This is a genomic window from Hyalangium minutum, assembly GCF_000737315.1.
In the GTDB taxonomy this organism is placed as follows: Bacteria; Myxococcota; Myxococcia; order Myxococcales; family Myxococcaceae; genus Hyalangium; species Hyalangium minutum.
Genome location: NZ_JMCB01000012.1, coordinates 193,376 through 214,660, shown reverse-complemented (window position 1 = coordinate 214,660; position 21,285 = coordinate 193,376). Strand labels below are relative to the sequence as shown.

The following is a 21,285-nucleotide window of genomic DNA, read 5'->3' as shown; positions in this document are numbered from 1 at the left end:
CATGAAGCGCTCGTTCCTGGACAAGTTCAAGGGCCGGTCGGACGAACGTCACGGTGACCGGAACAGCCTCGACCACGTGATGCGCAACATCGAGGCGGTGCTGAACACCAAGGAGGGGTTCGGCTACTTCCGGCACGATTTCGGCCTGGGGGACTACACCGCGAGCTACGGCTCGCGGGACCTGATGAAGACGCTCACCCAGGAGATGCTGGAGGAGATCTCCCACCACGAGCCGCGTCTCTCTGGTGCGAAGCTGGAACTGCAGGGCAAGGACAAGGACTTCGTGCTGCACTTCCTGCTGACCGGCGTCGTCAATGAATCACCCTGCAGGCTGCGCCTGCGCTTCAACACCTTGAGCGGTCAGGTGCAGGTGGAGCAGCTGCCGTGACGCAGCGCGTGTTCCAGGACCGCATCGCGGTGTCCCTCACGCTGACGCTGGGCGGCACGGCGCACACCATTGATCCGGGGGACATCAAGTCCTTCGAGCTGGAGCTGTCGAGCTGGGGCCTGGAGGGGAGGGTGGAGTTCATCGTCTCCGACAGCCAGTCCGCTGGCGGACAGGAGACGGATGCGATCCTGTCGGACTTCCTGAAGCCTGATCTGGCCGAGGTGTCGCTCGAGCTGAAGACGAACTACACGGACCTGCCGACGAATCCCACGGCCACCTCCCTTCAGGTGAAGGGCCTGGTCGTCGACAAGGGCCTGGCGGAGATGTCCGCCGCCCAGGTGAAGGGCGCGCCGCTCATCCTCCGCCGCTACTCCGTTCACTTCTGGGATGCGGCCCGGCTGCTGTGGACCCAGCACTACCCCTGCGTCCTCTATACCGAGAAGTCGTTCAAGGACGTGCTGGAGGCCCACAAGGGCGACAAGATTTCGCTGACGTACGACTGGGCCGGAGTGGTGGACGCCTCCAGTCCTCTGCTCTTCGTTGGGCTCTCGCCCGGAGCGGGCGCGCCGAGCTTCTACGACTTCCTCCTCTGGTACGTCGACACCCAGAACGGCGTGCTGAGCTACGACTATTCGTCCCAGGGGTACGCGCTCTCCGCCGAGAAGGATGGCTCGGCCACGCCGATCGACCTGCGCCCAGAGGATGTGGCGGACGTGTCGGTGAGCTTCCCGGAGGTTCCCCGCTACGACGTCACGGTGCTGAACTCCTACGCGGAGTCCCCGACCACCGACGCCATCACCCAGGAGCAGGCCGTCACCGGCATCCGCCAGGACGTGCTGTTGCGCACGCCCATCGCGGACGAGGCCACGGCGCGCAAGACGCTGGAGACCGCGCGCATCAAGGTCCGTGGCATGGAGGTGGAGCTGAACTGGCGGCGCTTTCCCACCGTCGCCTTCGCACCTGGCGCGCTGGTGAAGCTGCCGTCCACCACCGGGTTCACGGCCACCGGAGTCTCCGCCTCCGACACCTTCCGCGTCCGCTCCCTGCGGGTGAAGGGCGAGGCCCTCCAGGCCGGGCCGGAAGCGGAGAGCCAGGAGCCCAACGCGGGCTATCGCTTCTCCATGAGCACCCGGCTGGAGCTCAAGGACGAGAAGTTCGTGGACCTGCCCGCGTACACCTCGCCGCGCTATCCCCGCTTCGTCGAGGGAACGATTGTCAGCGAGGTGGGCGAGGACACCGACGAGACGTGGCAGGTGTACACGGACTCCACCACCTCCGTTGATACTTATAAGGTGAAGATTCCCCTCTGGGACAACCAGGTCATCACCGTCCCGTTCAACCCCAACGTGCTGCCGGGGCATTTCTACTTCCCCGCCTACAAGGGGTCGCGGGTGCTGGTGGCGCTGGACTTCCAGCGCGCCTGGCTCAAGCGGTTCCTCGATTGGCGCGCGGGCGCCCGCATGCCCGCGGACGGCCAGGGTGTGCAGCTGCTCATGGGCAAGAAGACCACCAGCAGCACGGCGATGAAGCACTCCTACGACAGCGACGCCAACCCGGTGTTCCAGCTGCAGCGCATCAACGACAAGGACACGGCGAAGATCGAAATCAAGGAAGGCTCGCTGCTCATCGTCGTGCAGGAAGAGCAGTCATAGTGGCCGGGAATTTGGTCCCGCGCTGAAGGCGGGTTCTCATGTGCGCCGCGAGGGCGAGGACGCATGGGAACCCTGGTCTGCAAGATCGAGCTCGACAAGACGAAGGGCATCACCGTAACGGTCGAGAACGCCGATGGGCAGATCACCCAGACGATGACGATGGACGGCACCAGCATCACCACCAAGGTGCAGGGCCAGTCCGACACCAGCACCATTGTCCAGAAGGCGGACAGCATCGTCGTCACGTGCAAGGACTTCACTCTCGACACGGAGACGATCACCTGCAAGTCGTCCAAGGCCTCGCAGTGGACCAGCCAGGACATCCTGAAGCTGACCAGCACGAAGGACATGACGTTCACCTCGAGCGCCAAGCTCACCCAGAGCGCCACCCAGGACGCCAAGCTCTCCTCGAGCGCCAACGTCACGCTGGAGGCCACCAGCGCGTTCAAAGCCAGCGGTATGACGGCGGCCATGTCCGCCACGGGTGGTGAGGCCAAGGTGGATGGACTCACGCTCAAGCTGAGCGGAGAGACGAACGCGGAGATGTCAGGCGCCATGGCCAAGGTGTCCGGGCAGGGCCAGCTCAGCCTCGAGTCCACGGGTATCGCCAAGCTGCAGGGAAGCATGACGACCGTGGGCGGCTCCCTGGTGAAGCTGGGATGAGGATGCGGAGGAGGGGCGCGTGAAGGATCAATCGGACCAGGTCTATCTGGACTTCCTCGGCGAGCTGGCGGGGTTCGACCGCTTTCGCCAGCGCTTCCAGGAGCGCAACCCCGGCCTCCCCCTGGAGCGCGAGGACCCGGACGTGCGGCGCCTCATGGAGGCGATGGCCTACTTCTCGGTGCGCACGCGCCAGGCCATGACGCGCAACCTGCGCTCCACCTGGCGCCGCCTGTTCGCCAGCTTCTTCGACTACCTGCTGGAGCCGGTGCCCGCCGCCACGATGATTCAGGCCGTGCCCACGGAGAAGATGGCCGAGGCCACCGTTCTCACCCGTGGCACCGAGGTGCGGCTGTCGCCCTCGGAGGCGGAGGCGGGCACCGGCCACTTCCGTCTCCAGCGTGACTTGCGGGTGCTGCCCATCTTCCTCGAGCAGTCCGAGGTGCTGCAGCGGCAAGAGGGGGGCTGGCGGCTGGTGTTGGGCTTCCGCTCGCAGGGGCTTCGCAAGGACCCCGTGGACGTGCTGAGCCTCTACGTCCGGCACCTGGACGCCTACCGCCCCTCGCTCTCCGTCTTCTACGCGCTGCGCACCTATCTGGAGCAGGTGACGGTCATCTACAACGCCACGGCGGGTGCGGACGCGCCCGGTGAGGAATGCGAGGTCTCCTTCGCTCCCTTCCCGGACTCTCCCCCCACGCCCGAGGACTCGGGGCTCTACGCGAATCCGCTCCAGCAGGTGCGCTCCTTCTTTCAGTTCCCGGAGCAGGCGCTCTTCGTGCACCTGAAGGTGCCGCCGCACCGCAAGGACTGGGAGCGCTTCTCCCTCTGCTTCGACTTCCATCAGGACTGGAAGCTGGGCCGCTCCCGATACCCCGAGTTCCTGGTCCCATTCGTCGTGCCGGCGGTCAACCTCAAGAAGGAGCCCGCACAGGTCATCACCCTGGACGGGACGCGGAGTGAGTACCCCATCCGCGGGTTGGGCAGTGCGCGTGACTTCAGCCTGCACTCGGTGACGGGCGTGTACGAGCTGACCAAGGCCGGCCCCGTGCCCATGCGCCCCTCCTTCCTTCCCGGCGAGGGGCCCAGCTACGAGATTGAAGAGACGTTCGATGAGAGCCTGCGCTCGTATCAGAGCCTCGTGGTGCGCATGCCCGAGGCGTTCACCGCGCCTCGCAAGGTCCTGGTGGAGGCGCTCTGGTACCAGCCTCGTTTCGCGCCGCAGGGGACGGGCCGTATCGGCGTGATGCTGCCCGGCCGGCACATCGCGGGTCTGCAGCTGCAGGCGGTGGGCGAGGTCCACCCCCACAGCGCGAGCCCTCTGGGGGATGACGTGGACAAGCTCACCCAGATCCTCGCCTGGAAGACCAAGCCCACCCTCAATCTCGACGAGCTGGTGGCGCTGTTGTCCTACCTGGGGACGCCGGCGGACAGCCCCCTGCGTCAGGTCATCCCCCTGCTGCGCGGCCTGAAGGTCACCACCGTCCCGGATGGCGCACTGCGTGGCTCCGGCATCCAGCACGCCTACGAGCTACAGCTCCAGGAGTTCGACCCCAGCCTGGACCCGCTGGTTGTCTGCTTTCTTGATCAGGTGCGAGAATTGCTCGATGTGTGGAACGGTGAGGCGACGGTGGCACTGAAGGCCCTCGTCGATGGCCGGGGTGAACTCTCGCTGACGATGCCGCCATGAGTCTCGACCACTGGAACGCCATTCTCGAGACGTATGAGCGGGTGCAGGAGCTGATCACCACGCAGCTGCCCACCCAGCCCGCCAACCCCAAGCAGAAGGCGCCGCGCCGGGGAGTGGAAGATCTGCAGGCGCTCCAGGAGCAGATCGTCCAGGAGCTGGTGGCCCTGCAGACGGCGCTGGTGCCGCACATGGAGCAGGAGGGGGCGAGCTGGACGTCCCAGCACATCCAGGACGTCATCCGCCCGCTCAGCTACCTCTTTGACGAGACAGTGCTCCTCCGGCTGGGGGAGGGCGAGCAGGGGTTCTGGCCCTTGGTCCAGAAGCGGCTCTTCAACGAGGACGCGGGCGGCGACCACTTCTACGAGTTCACGGAGGAGAAGCTCAGCCGAGGGGACACGCCCTCGCTCGTCTTCGAGGTCCTCCACTTCTGTCTCTCCGCGGGCTTCAAGGGCAACCTGGAGGTCTGGCCCGCGCGGGTCGAGGACTACAAGCGCAAGCTCGCCGAGCGCATCCCCAAGCCGGACCCGGTACCGCCGCCCGCCCCTTCCCAGCCGGCCGAGAAGCCGGTCGCCTATGAGTTCCCCCTCCGGTACTACCTGGCGACCGGTTTCGTGATTGTCGCTCTGCCGGTGGTACTGTGGGTGCTCTCGAACTGAGGGCGAGTCAATGAGGGAGCCGAGTGTGCCCGCCCGCCGGGAAGGGGCCTTCGCAAATCGGGATGTGACGCCGTCCGCTCTGGTCAAGGAGCTGGAGAGCGCCATCCGTGCCCGGCTCGATCCCGCGGGCGACACGGACCAGCCGCCGCTCAGCGAGGGCATGGAGCCCCTGCTTCAGAAGGTGCGCGAGGTTCGCCTGCAGCTCTTCCCCGAAGAGGGCGAGGTGGCCCCTCCGCCGCCCAAGCGCGAGGTGGTCCGCAAGGCGCTGGCAAAGACGTTGGACGAGACCGAGGACGTGCTGGAGGCCCTCTTGCTGCAGGTGCCCGGCGCTCATCCCTTCAGTCGAGGGGAAGAGGGCTGATGGCGGCGGAGGCGCTCAAGACCGACGCGGCGGCGGCTCAGCCGTACCTCGGGTGGATTCTGCTGGGCGTGGGGATCCTGCTCGTGGTGGCGCTGGGCGTTGCCGCGTGGTGGTGGTGGAACAAGCGCAAGAAGACCGACCCCTCCAGCGGCCAGAGTGTCCTCTTCCGCCATTCCCTGGCGAAGCTGCGCAAGAGTTTCCTGGACGCGCTGCCGTGGCGCTACCGGATGACCGTCGCCGACTTCCCCACGGTGGTCGTGCTCGGCCCGGATGAGATCGGCAGGACGAACCTCATCGAGCAGGAGGTGGACTGGCGGCGGCAGCAGAACCAGTTCCTGCCGAGCTACACCGAGAGCGACCTGGTGAAGTTCTACCTGGGGCCGGACTCGGTGGTGGAGGAGGTGTCCGAGCGGCTGCTCCGGGATGGCTCCGTTCAGACCCGCAGGGCGCTCAAGCAGCTGTGGAAGGACAGCCTCGGGTGGCGCAAGCGGGTGCTGGTGGTCATCGCGATCGACGCGGGGTGGCTGGCGCAGACGCTGCCGGATGACGTGCGCTCCTTCACCCAGCTGCTGCGCGGCAAGATCAACATCCTCTCCGAGCTGTGCAAGCGGCCCATCGAGGCACGCATCTGCCTGACGAACATGGATCGGGTGGAGGGCTTCTCGCAGTTCGCGCGGCTCGTGAAGGAGAACCGGATCCCGCTGGAGATCGCGGTGCCCGAGGCAGGCCAGGAGGCCTCACAGCTGCAGGAGTCCTTCAAGCCGCTGGAGAAGTACCTGTCGCTGGGGCTGATGCGGTTCTCGCTGGAGGAGTTCAGGCTCCTGGAGCGCTTCTTCCAGCAAGGCCGCGACATGCTGACGTCGCTCAGCAACTTCATCGTCGCGCTGAGGGAAGGTGGAGCCTTGTCGGTGGCTCCCCAGCTGGAGCGGGTGTTCCTCACGCCCGATCCGGAGAAGCGCTCGGTGGGGGCCTTCACTTTGCTGGCCGAGAAGCAGGCCATCGAGCTCGCCAAGCACAACCGCTGGGTCCACCTGCGGCGCTGTGCCGTTCTGCTGGCGGTGGGCTGCCTGCCCGTGCTGGCCGCGTACGGGCACTTCAAGCGGAAGCTGAACGGGGCCCAAGACGCGGTGGACAGCTTTAGCGGGGTGGTCGCGCGCCTCCAGGCTCAAGGCCTGGAGGTCTCTGGGACGGTCATTCATGAAGAGTCCCAGAACGCGATGAGCGCCATGAATGACCTGGATGCCGCCAAGCGCTACTGGCCACCGCTGCGCACCAGCTTCTCGGACGAGCAGGCCGAGTTGCGCCTGCAGATGGCGGATACCCTGCGGGTTTCCTATTTCAAGCCAGCCCTCGAGCGGTGCCAGCACATGTGCGCGCAGTGTGGCAACCAGATCCCGGGTTGTCCGGCCGTGAAGGACGGCCGCTCCACGTGCCAGCAGCCGAAGGAGCCTCCCCTCTATTTCTATGAGGAGCAGTGCCGGCCCGAGCAGATGCTCTACTTCCGGGCCGTCCTGCAGGCCTCGCGAGGAGACCCGCTCGGCAGCTTCATCCTCGACAGCTTCGACGAGGGGCTCATGGGGCGGTGGAACTGGGCCTCCGATGCCCTGGGCCTGCACGTGAGCACCCAGGAGAAGGGCTCCGATGAAAACTGGGTGGACACGCTCCAACTGGATGAGCGGGCCGCCGGGGACTACATCGTCGTCAGCGATGAGCCCTGGAGCCCCACCAAAGAGGACTTGAGGACGTGGGTTCGCTGGCCCTATCAGGGGCTGACGTTCGAAGGGCAGGTGGGGCCTTGGCGGGAGCACTTCGCCCGGCTGTCGGATTGGTTGAATACCCAGCAGCTGAATCTGGAGGACTGGGAGCAGCTCCAACAGGAGCGCCAGGAACTGGAGCAGCTCCTGACCGCCGCGCAGGACTACCAGAGCGCCCGGCAGATCCTGGATCAGTTGAACGCCTTCTCTACGTCGAACGAGGAGAGCACGCTCCAGGGCATCGACACCACCGTGAGGGCGCTCGAGTGGATGCACGAGCAGCGGGCGCCCCTGGCGGCGGTGCTGGCCCTGGAGGCCGAGGCGGACGCGGCGCTCCAGGAGGGGCTGAAGATGTCTCCGGCGCAGCTGCTCACGCAGGCCAACGGCCTGTTCGAGCCGAGCTTCGTCTCGCAGATCGACCTCGTGGTTCTCCGGCGTCGCTTCCTGTTCGACCCGCCGGAGGTGTCACAGCAGCTGCTCGACAAGCTCCTGCTGCGCCTCGAGAAATCGCCCGAGCTGGCGTTTGGCAAGAGCACCTCGGGGGGAGAGGTCGTCTCGGCCAGCGGGTCCACGACGGAGGGAGAGGGGGTGTTCAACGCGGGTGGCACGTTGCAGAGCTCCGCCTCGACGCCGGTGAAGGGCCGCGCGGAGTTCGAGACCGAGCTCAAGCCGCTGGTGGATGACTTCTCGCAGCGGATCGCGAAGGCGAACATGCCCCAGGAGGAGGCCGCGAAGCGTGAGGCCTATGTGTTCGGCAAGGTGAGAGAGTTCTCCGCGGGCTACCGCCAGGGCCTCGTCTCCACCTTCAACAGCTACCAGTTCAACGCGAACCGCAACACGTTGCTCACGGAGCTCTCGACGCTCGTTCAGCCCTCCTCGCCGCTGGTGGCCATGCTGCGCGAGGTGGCGAACCTGGCCAGCATTGGCCCGCTCGAGGGGCCCTATTACGAGCCGCTGCGTAGCGCCATCGAGCCGTTCAAGCCGGTGACGCAGTTGATGACGCCGGACAAGGATGGCAACTACGCGGCGCTGGGGCAGTACATCCTGCTGGTGGCCCAGCTCCACGGAGAGCTGTCCGGCACCCGGCCGGCCTCCGACAAGGCCACCGCGTCGAAGGGGTCCGATGACAAGGCCGCTGGCGACAAGGCCGGTGCCAGTGACAAGGATGAGGAGTCTAGTGCGTCCAAGGCCGCTGCCGCTGCCACACCCGAGTCCCAGCTCCCGGAGCTCCTCACCCCCGCGGGCCGCGTGGCGCTCTCCATGCTGATGGAGGATGAGGACTCCTACCTGAAGAAGGTGGATGCATGGCTGGACAAGCAGCGCATCCTGGGCGATTTCCGGACTCCGTTCCGACAGCCCTTCGTCACGGTGCGCAACCTCGGGCGGGATGACCTCGAGAAGGTCATCAAGGAGCAGTGGACGGCGGAGCGCAAGCGCGTGCTGGAGCCGCTGTTCAAGCGCTACCCCTTCAACCCAGAGTCGCAGCAGGAGCTCGATCCAGCCGAGCTGACGGTGCTGCGCCGCAAGGACGGCGAGTTCTGGGTGTTCGTCGACCAGGTGCTGTCGCCGCTCATCGTGGAGCGGGGCACGGAGTGGAGCCTGCGCGGCCCGCTGCGCAACCAGGTGATGCTGCCGGCGCGGATGTTGAGCACGCTCAACTTCCTGTCCCGGCTGTCTCGCGGGCTGTGGGACGGCCAGGGCAAGCCGACCGTGATGGCAATGCAGCTCCGTCCGTTGCCGCTGCCGCTCGCTCCCTCCCAGGGCGAGTTCGTGACGATGTCCTATCTCAAGTGCGGAGGCGCCTCGGCGTTCGGGTTCAACCAGAGCCCCGCGTGGCAGGATTTCGCGCTGAGCTGGTGGGATCAGCGGGCCGCCTCGCTCGGCGTGGAGCTGCGCTCGCCCGCGCGCTCGGCCAAGCGCTACCGGACGGTGGAGATGCCCAGCTCCTCCTGGAGCTGCTTCCGCATGATGGAGCTGGGGACGCTCACGGACGAGCAGAACATGGTGTGGGAGCTGCCCGGACCTGATGGACAGGCGAACAGCGTGGAGGTCCTCGCGGTCAGCTTCGGGATGCGAGGCAGCCCGTTGCCCTTGTTCCGAGGGGTGCCGAAGTGAGTCCTGACGCGCGATGGGGAGGACTGGGCTGGCTGTTCGTGGCGCTGCTCGCGAGTGGCTGTGCGTCCAACCACATCACGGTTCACGTGAAGCCTTCGGCGGGGACCAACCAGGGCCGCCCGATGTACATGGTGGTGCGGACGGTGGACTCCAAGAAGTACCTGTCCGAGACCTATACGGATGTCGTCGCCAAGGTGGTGACGCCGGACGACTCGGTGCTGGAGACGTCGGTGGTGTACCCCGGCGCCGAGAAGTCGCTGAAGATCAAGGTCCCCGAGGAGTCCGCAGTGGCCGTCTCCTTCCTCTTCACCGCGCCGGATGGTGCCTGGCAGGCGCTGGTGGATGCCCCCCTTCCGGGCAGCGTCAACTTCGAGCTGCTCGAGAGCCGCATCAAGACCTCGGCCAACACGGGGGCCAAGCCCGTGGCCAAGGTGGACACAAAGGCGGCGAAGGACGTGAAGCTCGACGACCTCGAGAAGAAGGCCGGCCTCGGGAAGAAGGACAAGGAGTAGGCCTTCCCGAGGGCCTCAGCCCCCAGCTTTCAGCTGGGCCTCGAGCGCGTCGAGCGCCGAAGTCGTCTGGCTCTGGGCCGCCGTCACGGCTGTGCTGAACATGGAGCCGTCCTTGAGCTGCGCCTCCAGGGTGTCGAGCGGCGACATGAGCTGCTGGCGGGAAGAGTCGAGCGTGCTGGAGAGGCTGTCCAGCTGCGAGTTCGCGGTCTGCTTCAGCGTGTCCGCCTGTTGCTTGAAGCCTGCCAAGAGCTGATCCACCTGGGTGGTGATGGCCTGCTCGACCTGCGACTGGAGCTGCTTCACGCTGTCGAGCGCCGAGCTGGTGGACTGGCTTGCTGAGTCGAGCCCCGTCTGCACCTGGCCCTGGACGGAGGGGATCTGGCTCTCGGCGGACGTGCGCGCCGCCGACACTTGCTCCGTGGCCGACTGAATGCCCGTGCCGATCTGCTCCTCCAGCGTCTGGAGCTGCTGCTGGACCTGGGTCTTGAGGGTCTCGACGGCCTGGACGACGGGCTGCTTGATGGCATCGACGGCCTGCACGGCCTGGTCCGCCGCGGAGTTGATTCGTTGCACCACGGTGGCCACGGCCTCATCGATCTGCGAGGAAGCCTGCTGGACGCCCTGCTGAATGGACTGCACCAGCGTGCCGACCTGAGTGGTGAGCGTCTGCGTCAGGGTCTCGATCTGAGTCTGCGCCTGGGTCTGGACGGTGGTCACCTGGGTCACGAGCTGCTGCTGGACCGTCTGCATCTGCTGGGAGACCTGGCCCACGAGGGTGTCGAGCTGGGTGGTGATCTGGGTCACCACGTTGCTGATCGCCTGAATGGCCGGATTGACCAGTGGCTTGGGCAGGTCCGAGACGGGGATTGCATCGAGCAGGGACATGGCCCTGTCGAGCAGCGACTGGAGCGAGCTGACGATGGTCTTGAACAGGGCCTGGAGCTGGTCGAGCAGCGCTGGCAGCGCCTCGAAGAGCGGCATGACCTTGTCCTTCAGCGCGGAGATCTGCGCGAGGAAGGACTCGAACGTCGCGAATGCGGCATCCACGGTCGCCTGGAGCGGCTTCTGGATCGCAGCCACGGCGTTGATGCCGCTCTGGACCAGCAGGTCAATGGCCTGACTCGTCTGCTTGATGAGCGACTCGATCTGCTTCTGTACCTGATCGATCTGCTGCTCCACGGCCTGGATCTGGCTGAGGACCGTGTTCACCTGCCCGGTGAGGGTCTGCTGGAGCGTGTCGAGCGCGGTGCCCGCCTGCGTGAGCGCGCTGCCCAAGGTCTGGTTGACGGTGTTCTCCAGGGTATCCACGAGGCCCGTGACCGTGGTGGTGGCGCTCTGGAGTTGGGTGCGGATGGGGGCGATCTGAGCGATGAGCTGATCCACCTGCTGCTGAGCCGCGGCCTTCGAGGACTCGCTCGTGGAGTTGAGCTGAACGGTGAGGGATTGAAGGCTCTGGGCCGGCCCGGAGACGGCCGAGTCGAGGGTGCTCTTGAGCTGGGTGCTCTGGGTCTCCGTGCTCTGCCGCGTGGTTCCAAGCTGGCCGAGCAGGGAGTCCAAGGTGGTGGAGAGCTGCGACGAGACGGACTGCAGGCTTTGGGTCAGCTGCTGCCGCGTCTGATCGATCTGCGCTTTCCCTTGGGCCTTGCGGCTCGCGTCGAGGCCCGCCTCCATGGAGGCGCAGCGCTGGGAGATCTCCTGCTGGGAGGCTTCGAGCTGTCCCTGGGAGGACTCTTCGCTGCCCCGAGCCGTCTCCTCGAGAGAGGAGCAGCGAGAGGACAGCGCGGAGGCGAGTCCCTCGATGTCAGAGCGCACACGGCCTGCGGCGGACTCCAGCTCCTGCTGGAGGCCCTGTACCTCCGAGACCATCGTGTCGAATCGTGCCCACAGCTCCTTCATCTCAGGTCCTCAAGGCTTCAGAGCGCTCAGCTCCGCCTCCAGCGCGTCAATCTGCCCTGTCAGCTTCGCCACCGCCGACTCGATCTCAGGGCGGATGGCGGCAATGGAAGCCTGGACGCCGCTGGCGAGGGTCTCGAGCTCGGAGCGGGCGGTCTCGATGCGGCCTCCGATTCCCGAGCCAAAGGACTCTACATCTCCTCGAATACCTGCGACCGCGTTGCGAAGCTCCTCCATGGTCTCCCTCTTCGTCTCGCTCGGGCCTAGACGAGGCCCTTCAGCTTGGCCTTGGCTGCCGAGGCGGCGCCTGAGAGCGGGGCCGTGCGTCCGGACAGCCCGCTCAGCGCTCCCTGGAGCGTACCCCGTGCGGTGGCCACCTGGGAGTTGACCTCGGCCTCCGCGGCGGTGAGCGCGGCGGCTGTCTCCGAGGTGGCGCTGCTGATCTTCGCGTTCACGGCCGCCGAGGACGTCCGATACGCGGCGGTTGCCTCGCCAATGCCTCCCGTCACGCCCGCCGAGAGATCGCCCTTGGCGGTTTCCACCTGGGGGGTGACGTCGTAGGTGGGTGTGGTGGTGGTGGTGCCCTGCACTTCCTTCGTCTGGAGCAGGAGCGCGCCCTCCGACATGCGCACCGTCTGCGTGTCATTGGCCGAGACGCGCGCGAGCTGCCACACCGGCTTGTTGTCCTGGTAGTCGTGGGTGAAGGCCGTCTGGCTGGCTGTGCTCTTTCCGAGGAGCAGCTGGTCGCCCTGCCCATCCTGGGCCGTGCGGACGGTGTCTCCCCAGTCGAGGTACCGATGGATCTCCGCCCGGTCGAGGTGAAGCGCCAGCAGCACCCGCGAGTTCTTGTAGGGCGGGAAGTAGAACTCGCCGGGGAAGTGGAGCGGGGCCGCGGGGACGCTCACCGTCTTGTTCCACAGGGGCACGGTGACCTGGTACGTCGACACGGCGGTCTTCTTGTCCTCGAGCGTCAGGTAGATGCGGTCCGTGGCCGCGCCGCCAGGGCTGTGCATCTTCCCCTCGACGTAGATGGGATAGAGCGGCTCTCGGTATGGGGGGAAGTTTGGCACCGGATCCGACTTCTGCTCGAGCCGTGCGGTCAGCTCCACTTGATAGCCGGCGTTGACCTCTTGAGGACCTTCTTGAGGGCTTGAGTTCAGGGCGTCGCCGGTCAGGACGAGCTCGATCACCCGGTAGTCATCGCCACTGCTCTTGAGCGCGGGATTCCACAGGGGGCCTTCCAGTTGGACCAGTACGCCGGGAGCGATGCTCACGGTGGGAAACTGCTGGAAGGTCAGCAGGAGTTGCTGCTGCCGCAGGCGCAGGCGCGTCTGCTCCAGGGCCTTGCGCTGATCGACATCGGCGGCGATGGGTGTGCGCAGGAGCACGTCGTGCTGGATGCCCGTCGCGGCCTGGTCCTGTTCCACGGAGTCCGTGGCCGTCTGGTCGGTGAAGGAGTTGAGGACGCGGACGTTGTGACGGATGACGGGCGGGACCTGTACCTCCACCCGCTCGACCTCGGAACGGGGGAGCTTCACGGCCTGAGCGCCCGCGGGCTTGCTCTGGGAGAGGGTGTACTGATCCTGCTGGCTGTCGTAGGTCCAGTAGCCGCCCTGCGTGTCGGTGTACCAGAGGATGAAGTCGTAGAAGCTGGCCGACGGAGGGTTCTCGCCCACACCCAGGCAGAGCATGGGTTGCTGGGCATCGAGCACGTCCCAGTCGTGCTCCAGCTGGATGGCACCGGCCGTGTGGGCCGAGAGCACATCCGCCATCGTCTTGTCGGTGTTCAGCTCGATGGGGCGATGCTGGCGCCACAGCACCTGGGCCGCGTCAGCGAACTCGATGGTGTAGCGGCGGAAGCGGCGGTCGCTCCCGTCGAGGGCACCGTGGGGCGTACCACCGAGGCCGCGGGTCCGCGCCAAGCCCTGGACGACGAGGGCGGCGGGCGGTGGATCGGGCAAGGGATAGACGCCCGAGATGGAGAGCTTCACCTTGAGCAGGTCCGGCTTCTGGAAGGCAGTGAAGAGGGGCGCGTCATCCGCTTCCAGCGCGGTCCAGAACGTCACCGAGGCGGTGAAGCCATGACTGGAGAGCCGCACCGCGAAGTGCTTGAGCTGTCCACCAGGGATGGTGAATGACTGCCCGCCGAGCGTGAGCGTGAGCTCCAGCTTCAGCCTGTCCTGAAAAGACATTCCCGCTTTCCGCCTCTCGCAGCCCTGGGGAGTACAGATGGAGCGTGCGAGCCCGTCAACTTCCGCGGCGGTTCCGTGGCTTTCTTGACCCCCGGAGGCACCTCAATGATTTCGCGCAATGCCCAATCCCATGCAGCTGTACGAAGTACGTGTTCCGATTGAGCGGCCCGGTTGCCGGTGACATTTCCCACGCCCGGCCGCATCATCGGCTGCGCATGTCACGCCTCTGCCTCCTCTCGCGGTTGGGCCTCGCGGCCGCGCTCGTCCTGGTGGCTTCGTGCCGCATCGAGTCGGCTGTGCCATCGGAGGCGTCCGCGACGGCGGCTCAAGATGGCACGCCTTCGGGAGATGTCTGGGTCTACACCTCCATGTACCAGCACGTGCTGGATGCGCTCGATCCGCTGCTGAAGGAGAAGCTCCCGAACGTCCAGGTACATTGGTACCAGGCCGGGAGCGAGAAGGTGGCCAGCCGCCTGGAGGCAGAGCGGGCCGCGGGCGCCGTTCGGGCCGATGTGCTCGCCACGTCCGATCCGTTCCTGTACGAGCGGCTCGCACGGGAGGGGAGCTTCTTGCGTTACGCGTCCCCGAACGTGCTTCGGGTGCCACGCTCCTTACTGGATCTCGATGCCCGCTACGCGGCCGCGCGCGTGTCCACCATGGTCCTGGTCCATCGCCAGGGGGCGGTGCCTCCGGCTTCGTTCGCCGATCTCGTAGGCGAGCGCTGGAAGGGCCGGGCTGCCGTGGGCGACCCGCTCACTTCGGGCACGGCGTTCACCTGGGCTGTGTCCATGCACTCGAAGTACGGCGAGGACTTCTTCACGCGGCTTCGCGACAAGGGAGCTGTTGTTGCGGGAGGCAATGCCGCCGTGCTCCAGAAGGTGGAGAGTGGTGAGGTGGATGCTGGCGTTCTGCTGCTCGAGAACGCCCTTGTCGCGAAGGCGCGTGGGAGCCCCATTGAGATCATCTGGCCCGAGGACGGCGCTGTTGTCATCCCCGGGCCGGTGGCCATCTTCCAGAGTACGCGCAATCCCGTGGCCGCGAAGGCGCTCGTGGACCTGCTTCTTTCTCCCGAGGGTCAGCGCTTCATCGTGGAGAAGGGAGACTTGCACTCGGTGGATCCCCGGCTCGAAGGGCCTCGCGGTGGGCCGGGAGTGGAGGCCTTGATGGCCCGCTCCCAGCCGTGGACTCCCGAGCTCGTCGAACTGGGACTCACGCGCGGTGGGGTAATCAAGGAAACGTTCAGCAAGGCCTTCTCGCGATGAGTCACCGGAAGACGGCCTCTCGGTGGCTCGGGTTGGGTGCCTGGCTGGGGCCCGTCCTGTTCTTTGCGCTGGGCCCGGTGGCGGTGCTGCTCCTGCACAGCGCGGGGGAGCTGGGCGGCGTTGCGCTCTCCACGCTGTCGGGGGAGGCTGGGGCGTTGGTGAACACGCTCGTCACCGCTCTGGGGGCAGCGGCGTTTGCGTTGGCGCTGGGGGCGCCGTTGGCGTTGCTCCTCTTTCGCACGGACCTTCCGTTCCGGGGGGCGTTCGCAGTGCTCTTCACGCTTCCGTCCGCCATTCCCCCGTTCATCTGGGGCATGGGGTGGATCTCGCTGGCGAGCCCTCGCGCGGGGTACCTGAACCGGCTGCTGGGGGAGGGCGTGCTGAATATCTATGGCGCTGGAGGCATTGCTTTCGTCGAGGGACTGGCGGGGCTGCCGCTGGTGCTGCTCGCGGGGGCTGCGGCGCTCCGGCGAGTGGATCCGGCGCTGGAGGAGGCTGCCAGGGTGTGTGGGGCCTCGCCGCTCCGGGCGCTGCTCGCGGCGACCGTGCCATTGACGATGCCATCGCTGCTCTCGGGGGCAGTGATGGTGTTCCTCATGGCGGTGTCCGCGTTCGGTGTTCCCTACATCCTCGGCGTGTCCGCGACGCCTCCCACGCGGGTGCTTACCACCCGCATCTATGAGCTCGTGCTGCTGGGTGGAGAGGGGAGCCTCGCGCGAGCTGTGGTGCTGGCCACTGTGCTGCTGTTGCTCACGCCTGTGGCTCTCTGGGTCACCTGGGCCTTGGGGCGCTCGGGCCGTGTCCGCTTGAGTGCTGGCAAGGGCGTCTCGCCCCGGCCCTTTCCGCTTGGGCGGGCCCGGATTGCCGCCACCGCGGCTGTGGGAATGGCGGCTTTGCTCCTCGTGCTGCTTCCGCTCGGCGCCGTGGCCTTGACGTCCGTCCAGCGGAGCTTCGGCGCCGCGCTGACGTGGGAGAGCTTCACGCTCAAGAACTGGTCAGGTGTGCTCTTCGAGGCCCGCACGCTGCACGCTCTGGGGCGGAGTCTTCTGCTGGCGGCGGGAGCGGGCCTGCTGGTCTGCGGTTTCGGACTGGCGAGCGCTGTGCTCCAGCGGCAGTTCCGCCGGCTCGGAGCGGGCATCGAGGCGCTCGCGGTATGGCCCTACGCTGTGCCGGGGACGGTGCTGGCGATTGCGCTGCTCCTCGCGTTCTCCCGTGAGTTGCGGTTCATCCTCTTGGATCGGATTGCCTTCGTCCTGGCGCTGGCGCACACGCCCTGGCTGTTGCTCGTCGCCTATGCCGGGAAGTACCTGGCGCTGGGGACGCGGAACAGCTCGGAGGCGCTGGCTCAGATTGATCCCACGCTCGCGGAGGCCGCTCGGGTGAGTGGGGCAGGGCCGCTGCGCGCCTTCATTGATGCGCCGTTGCCCCTGCTGCGGCCCGCGCTCTTTGCCGCGTTCGTGCTGGCCTTCCTCTCCTGTGCCACGGAGATCACCATGTCCGTTCTCCTCGTTCCGGCGGGCTCTCAGGTGCTGGGCACGCTCCTGTTCGAACTGCAGAGCTATGCGGACCCTGCTGCGGCCTCGGTGCTCGCCTGCGCGTTCGTGGTGCTCGTGCTGCTGGGGCAGGGATTGCTGTCGCTCGCAAGGCGGCGGGCCGTGGAGGCACGGTGATGGCGGCCATTGTTCTGGAAGGATTGGCCAAGTCGTTCGGCACCACGCCCGTGGTCCGGGGCCTCTCGCTCGAGGTGCGCGAGGGGGAGTTCGTCTCGCTCCTGGGGCCCTCTGGCTGTGGGAAGACCACGACGTTGCGGATGCTCGCAGGCCTGGAGCACCCGGACGCCGGTGTCATCCGCATCGGCGGTGAGACGGTCGCGGGTCCTGGCGTCCGTGTGCCTCCCGAGAAGCGCGGGCTGGGCATGGTCTTCCAGAGCTATGCCGTGTGGCCCCACCGCTCGGTCGAGGCGAATGTGGCCTATCCCCTCGCGCTGCGCCGCCTTCCCAGGCAGGAGATCGCCGAGCGCGTCCGCGAGGCGCTGCGCTGGGTAAGGCTCGAGTCCTATGCCGCGCGCATGCCGCATGAGCTGTCCGGTGGGCAGCTCCAGCGCGTCGCGCTCGCCCGGGCGCTCGTCTCCAGCCCTCGCGTGCTCCTGCTGGATGAGCCCCTGTCCAACTTGGATGCCGCGCTCCGCGAGGAACTGCGCGCGGAGATTGCCACCCTGCGAGCCCGCCTGGGCACGACGATGGTCTTCGTCACCCATGATCAAGGTGAGGCGCTCGCGCTCTCGGATCGCATCGCCGTGATGAACCGGGGCGTCATCGAGCAGGTGGATACTCCGGAGCGTCTCTACCGGGAACCGCTGACGCCTTTTGTCGCGGCGTTCGTCGGCGGCGCGAATGTCTTCGCCGGTGAGGCCCGGGATGGGGCGTTTCACTGCTCGGGCCGGGACATCGTGTTCCCGCTCCCCGAAGAGCTGCGCGGCAGCACCGGCCCCGGCTCGCTCATGTTCCGCCCCGAGGATGTCGAAATCGGCGCGGAAGGAACGCCGCTTCCCCTCTCCGCACGCCTGTTCCTCGGACATGCGGCGGAGTACCGCTTCCCCGTGGGGGACTCGCTCCTGCGCGTAGTAGGGCCTCCTCTGGAGGTACGCGCAGGACAGGTGCTCCAAGTCCGGCTCCGGAAGGCGAAGCTGTTCTTCGACTCGCCTCCGGAGGCAGCACCTCAGTCCCGGTAACCGGGATCGAAGCTCATCGCCGGCTGGCCCGGCAGGCACATTGGCCCCGGACCAAGCGAGCCGTACCAGGCCGCTGCCATCAGCGGCTTTGCTCTCAAGGTGCGTAATTCCGAACCCTCACTCTCGGGAGGGCGGGTGCCCAGCAGGCGCCGGCCCTTCACCCAGGACAGCAGGCCGTTCAGTGCCAGGGTGAGCCGGGACTCACGCTGCGGCAGCGGCGACACCAGCCCCGGAGCGCCGGTCGCAGTGAGATGACTCATGGTGGTTTCTCCTCGGTGACAGACGCAGGGATTGCGCTTTGTCACGGAAGACTGGTTTTACTGGGCTGGGCTGACATCGCAGCGGCCCGAGGCCCCCCGGGTCAGGTCCTCGGCCACTGTGCGCAGCAGGTTGCGGGAGACCGCCGAGCGCTCTTCCCCCATGGACTCGCCCTGAGTGAGCCACGTGGCCACCTTGCCCAGGCTCGCCGCCGTCACCACTTGCAGCCGCACGTCCACCTGCACCACCAAGGAGTCACTGCTCTGGGGTGAATCCTTCAAGGTCCATGCGGTGCGCTCCAGCTCCAGCACCGATGCCCCCGGCGGCAGGGCTCGCCCGTCCAGCAGGTACTCGCCCTTCGAGAACGAGAGCACCTGCGTCAGCTTCGCCGAGTCCACCTGCTCGTCGAACCACAGCTTGCGGCGGCGCAGCAGCGTCAGCTCCACCTCCAGCCGCCCCGCCAGCCCTAGCCGCAGCAGCCGATCCAGCTCCGGCGTCAGGAAGGTATGGGCCTCGGGCCGCACCACCACGCGCCGCCCGCTCAGTGTCGCTGTGCACTGTGCACGGGCCTCCTCCGCCCACACTCTGGGCGCGAGCAGCCCCACCGCGGCGACCAGCGCCGCGCGGAGTCCTCGTGCCTGTGCTCCGAGCCGTCTCATGCGCGTCAGAAGGGCCGGGTGAAGAGCAGCCTCGCCTCCGGTATCCACGATGCCCGCTCGTCCGTGCGCCACGCCGTGGTCAGCTCCACCTCGTCTCCGAAGTGCAGGTTCACCCCCACGCCCAGCCTCGCGTCCGTCCAGCCCGTCTCCTGCCGCACCGAGCCCATGTCCACGAAGGCCCCGAAGAACCCCCATCGGTACTCGGCGCTCGCCAGCACCGAGGCGTCGCCCCGGAACTCCTTGAAGCCGTAGCCCCGCAGCGCGCTCCACCCGCCCAGGCCCTCCTGCTTCTGCAGAGGCAGATCCTCGCCTCCCGCCGCGCGCAGGCGCACGCGCAGCACGTCGTCCCGGCGCGTGGGCACGTAGAGCAGCGTGTCGCTCACCAGCTTCCAGAAGGCTGTGCCTTCATCCCCGCCGAACGCGGGACGCGCCACCTCCAGCGTCGCGAAGCTCCGCAGCACGAGGCGCGACGGCCAGTCATCGTCCACCGAGAGCAGCGGCAGCTCCGGGCTCCGGAAGAGCGAGCCAGGCTCCTCGCGCGTCCGTCCGTCGCTCGCGTACTCGAGCCGGCCGATCACCGAGCCGGAGCGAGCCTCCGTGACGGGCGCGTTCGGGAAGGGAGGGGAGTCCCGCCGGAAGATGGACAGCGGCCCCGTCAGGCTCACCATCGAGGCATAGGAGTCCCTCCGGTACTCGCCTCCCACGAGCCAGCGGTTTCCCAGCCGCCACGTCGCGAAAGCCGAGGCGCCCTTGCGGCGGAAGTAGTCCGTGTCCGGCCGGTTGATCAGCGCGGAGTAGATGGACGAGTCGATCAGTCCGATCCGCCACCGGTCCAGCGTGTCCGTGAAGTCGTAAAGCTGTCCGCCCAGCTCCGCGAGCCCCAGCGAAGGCACCCGCACCTTCGCCCCGAGCAGCCAGTTGAGCCGGCGCTGGCGGCGCGTCTGCTCGGGATCGTCCGGGATGCGCTGGCCCCCGAGGCGCAGCGGGATGAAGAACGCCGTCTCCAGCGTCAGGTGCGCCCGGTCTCCCGGGTCCCACACGCGCAGCTTGCCCTCGAGCCCCGGTGCCAGTCCCGTCACCTGGGTGTGGATGGGCAGCAGGCCCCAATCGAAGTCCGGCCGGCGCGGGCTCACGCTCACCACCACCCTGCGGCCTCGAAGGCCGAGCCCCGCGTTCTTCTCGTGCTCCTCGTCGTCGCCCCACCAGCCCTCGAACATGCTGTCCCAGGAGAGCTCGATGTGCTCGCGGCGGCGCTCGCGCCGAGGCTTCTGCGTCTCCTTGAGCTCGGTGCGGTAGCGCCGGGTGCCGTCCTCGCTCCGCTCCTCGAGCACCTGGGCGTCCGGGGCCTGGCGCTCCACGCCACGGACTCGGAGGTACGTCAGCTTCTCCTCCAGGCGCGCCACCGCGCGGGACATGTCGCTGCGCAGGAAGATGTCCCCCGCCTGGATCCCCAGCGCCTCCCGGACTCGCGGCGCTTGATCCGCATCCACCCCTTCCACGTCCACGCCCTCGATGTGGCCCTCGTCGACCTCCACTTCCAGACGGCCATCCGGGTGCAGGGTCGCGGTGAGGCGGGCCAGGAGGTAGCCGTCATTGCGCAGACCCTCGAGCGCGCGCTCCAGCGCCGCCCGCAGCCCCCCGGACACGATGCCGGGCTGGAGGTCTCCCCGGCTGTCCAGGCGCGCGAGCCACTCTCGTGGCGGACGCAGCGGCGGACACAGCGGGGTGGTGGGCTGGACCGTGAGGCTCAAGCGCTCATCATTGATGCGCAGCGTGGCCACCACCTCGTCATCGTCTCTGCGCACGGTCTCCCAGGCCGCCGGGCGGAACAGGTCCTCGCGCAGCTCCCGGGGCGTCACGTCCTGCAGGCCCTGGAAGGAGACGGAGGAGACGAAGGGGTGCTCCTCGACGAGGACTTCTAATGTCGGCGCCGCGCCCTCCGTGAGCCTCAACGTAGGCGTGAGGGCCGCGAAGAGCTCCGTGCGTGCGAGGTGGCGCAGGCCTCGGGTGGCCTGATCCACGGTGAGTGGGCCCGCCTCCGGCAGGCGACCGAGCACTCGCACCTGGTCCACCGTGAGGTGCTGGAGGCCCTTCCACTCGATGCCCGCGAGCGTCTGTGCCTGCCCATCGATGCGGAGCTGGAGGTTGCCAAGTGTGGAGGGCACGGCCTCCGAGCCGTCGTCGGTGTCGCGGCACGTGTCCACCTTCAGCGTGGGCGCGGCGCCCGCATCGGGTGGGGAGCCGGCATCGGGAACACCGGCGCTCTCAGCCGGGGCAGAGGGCGGGGGCGCCACAGGAGTGCCCCCATCGAGTGGTGCTCCCTGGGCACTGGCGACGAGTGGGAGGAGGCACGTGAGGAACAGGAGGAAGCGGTTCATGCCGGGTCTGCAGAGCACGCGCTGTTCCAAGCTCTGGCGTGCCGTAAGTACTTGGAATGACGAGGTGGGTCGGGACACGCGGATGTCATTTCCACATCCGGATGTGACGGCGCGATGTGAGGGTGAC

17 protein-coding genes are annotated in these 21,285 nt (G+C 67.4%); 11 read left to right on the top strand and 6 right to left on the bottom strand.

Annotation, left to right across the window (positions count from 1 at the left end; translation table 11 throughout):
• The first annotated feature begins 1 nt into the window (after position 1).
• The 8 genes from DB31_RS28485 (at position 2) to DB31_RS28450 (ending at position 9,785) form a co-directional block, all read left to right on the top strand.
• Entirely contained in the window at positions 2-388 is a 387-nt protein-coding gene (locus DB31_RS28485; protein WP_044193215.1) for a GPW/gp25 family protein, read from the top strand.
• Positions 385-2,040 (top strand): hypothetical protein, encoded by a 1,656-nt coding sequence (locus tag DB31_RS28480; RefSeq protein ID WP_083968776.1) that lies wholly within the window; start codon positions 385-387, stop codon positions 2,038-2,040. Before DB31_RS28485 ends, DB31_RS28480 begins: the two co-directional genes overlap by 4 nt.
• A gap of 63 nt (positions 2,041-2,103) precedes the next feature.
• On the top strand, positions 2,104-2,703 hold the full coding sequence (locus DB31_RS28475) for a hypothetical protein (protein ID WP_044193213.1): 600 nt from the start codon (positions 2,104-2,106) through the stop codon (positions 2,701-2,703).
• Between the two features lie 19 nt (positions 2,704-2,722).
• Entirely contained in the window at positions 2,723-4,387 is a 1,665-nt protein-coding gene (locus DB31_RS28470) for a type VI secretion system baseplate subunit TssF (RefSeq protein WP_044193212.1), read from the top strand.
• Positions 4,384-5,043, top strand: coding sequence for a DotU family type IV/VI secretion system protein (locus DB31_RS28465; RefSeq protein WP_044193210.1), 660 nt, complete (start codon positions 4,384-4,386; stop codon positions 5,041-5,043). The genes DB31_RS28470 and DB31_RS28465 overlap by 4 nt, the downstream gene beginning before the upstream one ends.
• 10 nt (positions 5,044-5,053) lie before the next feature.
• Positions 5,054-5,404 (top strand): hypothetical protein, encoded by a 351-nt coding sequence (locus tag DB31_RS28460; RefSeq protein ID WP_157232226.1) that lies wholly within the window; start codon positions 5,054-5,056, stop codon positions 5,402-5,404.
• The gene (locus tag DB31_RS28455; RefSeq protein ID WP_044193206.1) at positions 5,404-9,273 is read left to right on the top strand and encodes a type VI secretion IcmF C-terminal domain-containing protein; all 3,870 of its coding nucleotides are present in this window, start codon (positions 5,404-5,406) and stop codon (positions 9,271-9,273) included. The genes DB31_RS28460 and DB31_RS28455 overlap by 1 nt, the downstream gene beginning before the upstream one ends.
• On the top strand, positions 9,270-9,785 hold the full coding sequence (locus DB31_RS28450) for a hypothetical protein (RefSeq protein WP_052420317.1): 516 nt from the start codon (positions 9,270-9,272) through the stop codon (positions 9,783-9,785). The genes DB31_RS28455 and DB31_RS28450 overlap by 4 nt, the downstream gene beginning before the upstream one ends.
• 15 nt (positions 9,786-9,800) lie before the next feature.
• Here the strand turns inward: DB31_RS28450 and DB31_RS28445 are convergent, their stop codons facing one another.
• The 3 genes from DB31_RS28445 to DB31_RS28435 are packed head-to-tail and all read right to left on the bottom strand — an operon-like array spanning position 9,801 to position 13,870.
• Complete coding sequence (locus tag DB31_RS28445; RefSeq protein ID WP_044193205.1) at positions 9,801-11,681, bottom strand: hypothetical protein; 1,881 nt, start codon at positions 11,679-11,681, stop codon at positions 9,801-9,803.
• Positions 11,682-11,690: 9 nt separating this feature from the next.
• A complete protein-coding gene (locus tag DB31_RS28440; RefSeq protein ID WP_044193203.1) occupies positions 11,691-11,915 on the bottom strand; it encodes a hypothetical protein in 225 nt (74 codons plus the stop codon).
• Positions 11,916-11,941: 26 nt separating this feature from the next.
• Positions 11,942-13,870 (bottom strand): hypothetical protein, encoded by a 1,929-nt coding sequence (locus DB31_RS28435; RefSeq protein WP_044193201.1) that lies wholly within the window; start codon positions 13,868-13,870, stop codon positions 11,942-11,944.
• A 215-nt stretch (positions 13,871-14,085) separates the two neighbouring features.
• Here DB31_RS28435 and DB31_RS28430 point away from each other — a divergent pair, with 215 nt between their 5' ends.
• The 3 genes from DB31_RS28430 to DB31_RS28420 are packed head-to-tail and all read left to right on the top strand — an operon-like array spanning position 14,086 to position 17,863.
• Positions 14,086-15,132, top strand: a complete 1,047-nt coding sequence (locus DB31_RS28430) for an ABC transporter substrate-binding protein (protein ID WP_044193198.1) — start codon at positions 14,086-14,088, stop codon at positions 15,130-15,132.
• Entirely contained in the window at positions 15,129-16,802 is a 1,674-nt protein-coding gene (locus DB31_RS28425; protein WP_044193196.1) for an ABC transporter permease, read from the top strand. The genes DB31_RS28430 and DB31_RS28425 overlap by 4 nt, the downstream gene beginning before the upstream one ends.
• The gene (locus DB31_RS28420; RefSeq protein ID WP_044193194.1) at positions 16,802-17,863 is read left to right on the top strand and encodes an ABC transporter ATP-binding protein; all 1,062 of its coding nucleotides are present in this window, start codon (positions 16,802-16,804) and stop codon (positions 17,861-17,863) included. Before DB31_RS28425 ends, DB31_RS28420 begins: the two co-directional genes overlap by 1 nt.
• Here the strand turns inward: DB31_RS28420 and DB31_RS28415 are convergent.
• The 3 genes from DB31_RS28415 to DB31_RS28405 are packed head-to-tail and all read right to left on the bottom strand — an operon-like array spanning position 17,851 to position 21,158.
• A complete protein-coding gene (locus DB31_RS28415; RefSeq protein WP_044193192.1) occupies positions 17,851-18,123 on the bottom strand; it encodes a hypothetical protein in 273 nt (90 codons plus the stop codon). The two genes, DB31_RS28420 and DB31_RS28415, sit on opposite strands and share 13 nt — an antisense overlap.
• 57 nt (positions 18,124-18,180) lie before the next feature.
• Positions 18,181-18,780 carry a DUF4390 domain-containing protein gene (locus DB31_RS28410; protein WP_044193190.1) on the bottom strand — a complete coding sequence of 200 codons (600 nt, stop codon included), beginning with the start codon at positions 18,778-18,780 and terminating at the stop codon, positions 18,181-18,183.
• Positions 18,781-18,785: 5 nt separating this feature from the next.
• Entirely contained in the window at positions 18,786-21,158 is a 2,373-nt protein-coding gene (locus DB31_RS28405; RefSeq protein WP_044193189.1) for a BamA/TamA family outer membrane protein, read from the bottom strand.
• Between the last annotated feature and the right edge of the window lie 127 nt (positions 21,159-21,285).